At 57.8% G+C, this 3,327-nt stretch carries 3 protein-coding genes; all 3 read left to right on the forward strand.

All coding sequences use genetic code 11. The features are described 5' to 3' along the window. On the forward strand, positions 1-1,209 hold a 1,209-nt coding region (locus SMC5_RS00815; protein ID WP_119119204.1), incomplete at its 5' end, for an ABC transporter ATP-binding protein. A gap of 18 nt (positions 1,210-1,227) precedes the next feature. Beyond that, the gene (locus SMC5_RS00820) at positions 1,228-2,373 is read left to right on the forward strand and encodes an ABC transporter permease (RefSeq protein ID WP_119119205.1); all 1,146 of its coding nucleotides are present in this window, start codon (positions 1,228-1,230) and stop codon (positions 2,371-2,373) included. Continuing rightward, entirely contained in the window at positions 2,370-3,311 is a 942-nt protein-coding gene (locus SMC5_RS00825) for an ABC transporter permease (RefSeq protein ID WP_119119206.1), read from the forward strand. The genes SMC5_RS00820 and SMC5_RS00825 overlap by 4 nt, the downstream gene beginning before the upstream one ends. Positions 3,312-3,327: the final 16 nt, after the last annotated feature.

A 3,327-nucleotide genomic window follows, 5' to 3' on the forward strand; every position in this document is an offset into this window, starting at 1 on the left:
GGACTGGAGTCTCAGGGTTTCTACATAGATAAGAAATCTGTGGCTCACCAGATTGAGGCCATAGCCAAGAAGTACAACTTCCGTATCGACCCCTACGCCAAGATATGGCAGTTATCCGTGGGGGAGCAGCAGCGCGTCGAGATCGTCAAGACGCTATTCAAGGGCGCTCGTATCCTGATCCTGGATGAACCGACCGCCGTCCTGACTCCACAGGAGTCCGAGGAGTTGTTCGGCATCCTCCGGGAGATGAGGTCGGAGGGTAAGTCCATCATCTTCATCAGTCACAAACTCAACGAGGTCATGACCGTTTCCGACCGTATCACGGTGCTCAGGAAAGGACAACTGGTGGGGACGGTCGACACGGTTTCTATCACGGAGCGGGAACTTGCAAAGATGATGATCGGGCGCGACGTCCTTTTCCGCCTGGAACGCAAGGAGATCGAATTGGGTCGGGAGATCCTCAAAGTCGAAGACGCTCAGGCCTATAATGACCGTGGCATCATGGCGCTCAACAAGCTGAGCATCACGGTCCACGGCGGCGAGATCATGGGAGTCGCCGGTGTCGCTGGCAACGGGCAGGTCGAGCTGGCGGAATGCATCACGGGACTGCGCCATCTTGTCAGCGGACACGTCGCGGTCGAGGGTATCGATGTGACCAACGCGACGCCGGCCACGCTGGCATCCGCAGGCGTGAACTACATACCAGCCGACAGACTTGGTGTAGGTCTGGTGCCGAATCTTTCCACGGTCGAGAATGCCATGCTGCGGAAGTACAAGCAGCAGCCGATGTGCAAGGGAGCATTCATCGACTACGGTGCCGCCTGTACGTATGCTGACGGACTTATTGAGAAGTTTGACATCGCCGTACCGCTGAGGAATGCGCCGGTCAAGGTCCTTTCCGGTGGGAACATGCAGAAGTTGCTGCTGGCCCGCGAGATCGAGGAGAACCCGAGGCTCCTGATTGCAGAACACCCGACCCGTGGCCTCGACGTGGGCGCCACTGAATTCGTGCGCAAGACGCTGCTGGAACAGCGCGACAACGGGGTGGCTGTGCTTCTCATCAGCGAGGATCTGGATGAGATCCTCATGGTTGCAGACCGGGTTGCAGTGATGTACGAAGGGCGTATCGTCGGTATCGTCGACGCACACCACGTGGACATTGCACAGATCGGTCTGATGATGGCGGGCGCCGTGGGCGCCAAAGCTTGACTGGAAAAGGGGTCTGAGATGCTGCGATTCGAGAAACGCGACAAGACGCCGATAGGGCTTCGCGTCCTTGTACCTATCTGTTCGGTCTTGCTTGGCCTTCTCGTGGGGTCCGTGGTCATGCTGTTTGCCCGTGTGAACCCGTTGAGAGTTTATGGAGCCATCGTCAAGGGAGCGTTCGGATCGTCGTACACTTTCTCGGAGACGATGGTCATCGCGGTTCCCCTCATCCTCATCTCGGCGGGGCTTTGCCTGGTCTACCGCATGAAGTTCATCAACATTGGGACGCCAGGTCAATACACCATCGGGGCGCTCTGTGGGTCCTATCTGGCACTCTTTGGGCCGGCGACAATGTCCCGGCCGCTGCTGCTGACGTTGATGATGGTGCTTGGCATGCTTGGAGGAGCGGCGTGGGCTATCGTTCCCGCACTTCTCAAGGTGTACTGGAACGTCAACGAGGTCATTGCGACACTTCTGCTCAACTACATCGCGTTGTACGTTTTGGCATTCTTCATATACGGTACATGGCGCGATCCGGGCAGCCACGGGTTTCCACTGTCTAAGGGCTTTGCTCTCAATGCACAACTTCCGCGCATCCTCCCGGATCCATCGCGGCTCCACATCGGGCTGTTCTTCGGGCTGGTAGCTGCGGTGATCGTCTGGATCATCGTCCGGAAGACACGGTTTGGGTATGAGGTTAGAGTCCTGGGCGAAAACGGGCGCGCGGCCAGATACGCCGGTATCAATGTGTTCAAGACGGTCATCATCGCGGCGGCCATCTCGGGAGGGCTTGCCGGCCTGGCCGGCATCGCGCATATCTCTGGTGTACTGCACATCCTGCAAGAGTCGATCAATGCAGAGTATGGGTACACCGCCATCATTGCCGCATGGCTGGCAGGACTCGACCCCCTGGTCGCCGTCGGGTTCTCGGTACTTCTGGCGGCTCTCGAAGCTGGTGGCTACCAGATCCAGATCGTCATGCGGGTGCCCTTTGGCATCGTCGGCGTGATCGAGGGCTCGATCCTCTTCTGCCTGCTGGCAGGGGAGATCGTTACGTACTACCGCGTGATCCTGACGAGGAGGCTGAGTACGCCCCTCAGAAGCGCCCCTCGCATTGGGAAAAAGGGCTCGGGGGCCTTAGACGAAAGGGCTCGGGGGGGCGCATGAATCCTACTTTCGGCAGCATCCTGATCAAAGTTCTCGCGGGAGCCGTCCAGTCTGGGACGATTCTTCTGCTTCCCACACTGGGTGAAGTCCTGACCGAGCGCAGCGGCGTGCTGAACCTGGGGCTCGAGGGACTGATGCTGATTGGTGCGTTTTTCGGGTTCCTTGGAGCTATGAAGACCGGCAATCCCTATATCGGCCTGTTGTTTGGCATGGCAGCAGCAGCAGTGGTGGCGGCCATGCATGCCTTTATCTGTGTGACCCTCCGTGGCAACCAGACGGTCACGGGCCTTGCTATCACCATCTTCGGAACGGGTCTCAGCGCTTTCTATGGCGACAGATGGGTTCTTCAACGTATCACAAACGCCATTCAGCCCATGAGTATTCCCGGGCTGTCAAAAGTCCCGATCATCGGCCCGATCTTCTTCAGTCAGGACCTGATCGTTTATGCCGGATATATTCTGGTAGCCCTGTTCTGGTTCCTGCTGTTCAAGACGAAGGTCGGTGTCAACTTGAGGGCGGTCGGTGAAAACGCGAAGGCCGCGGACGCCATGGGAGTCAATGTGACGGGGACGCGCTACTTCTGGACCATTCTGGGAGGGGCGCTTGCGGGAGCGGGGGGGGCATACATTACCTGCTGCATCCACCCGTACTGGCTTGGCGGCATGACTTCAGGCATGGGGTGGATTGCGCTTGCTCTCGTAGTCTTCGCTATGTGGAATCCCTTCAATGCTCTTGTGGGAGCATTTCTATTTGGTAGTATTGAGTCCCTGCAGCTTCAACTTCAGGCGGCGGGTACCTACATCAATAGTGCTCTGCTGTCAATGCTGCCGTATCTGGTAACGTTCGTCGTCATTATCATAGCAACGGTCATTGTGCGTGTGCGTCATGTCGGGACGCCAAAGGAACTGGGGATACCCTACGTACGCGAGGAGAAGTAGATAGAGGGCGTCTCTG

The organism is Candidatus Cryosericum odellii (genome assembly GCF_003570935.1).
Taxonomy (GTDB): Bacteria; Caldisericota; Caldisericia; order Cryosericales; family Cryosericaceae; genus Cryosericum; species Cryosericum odellii.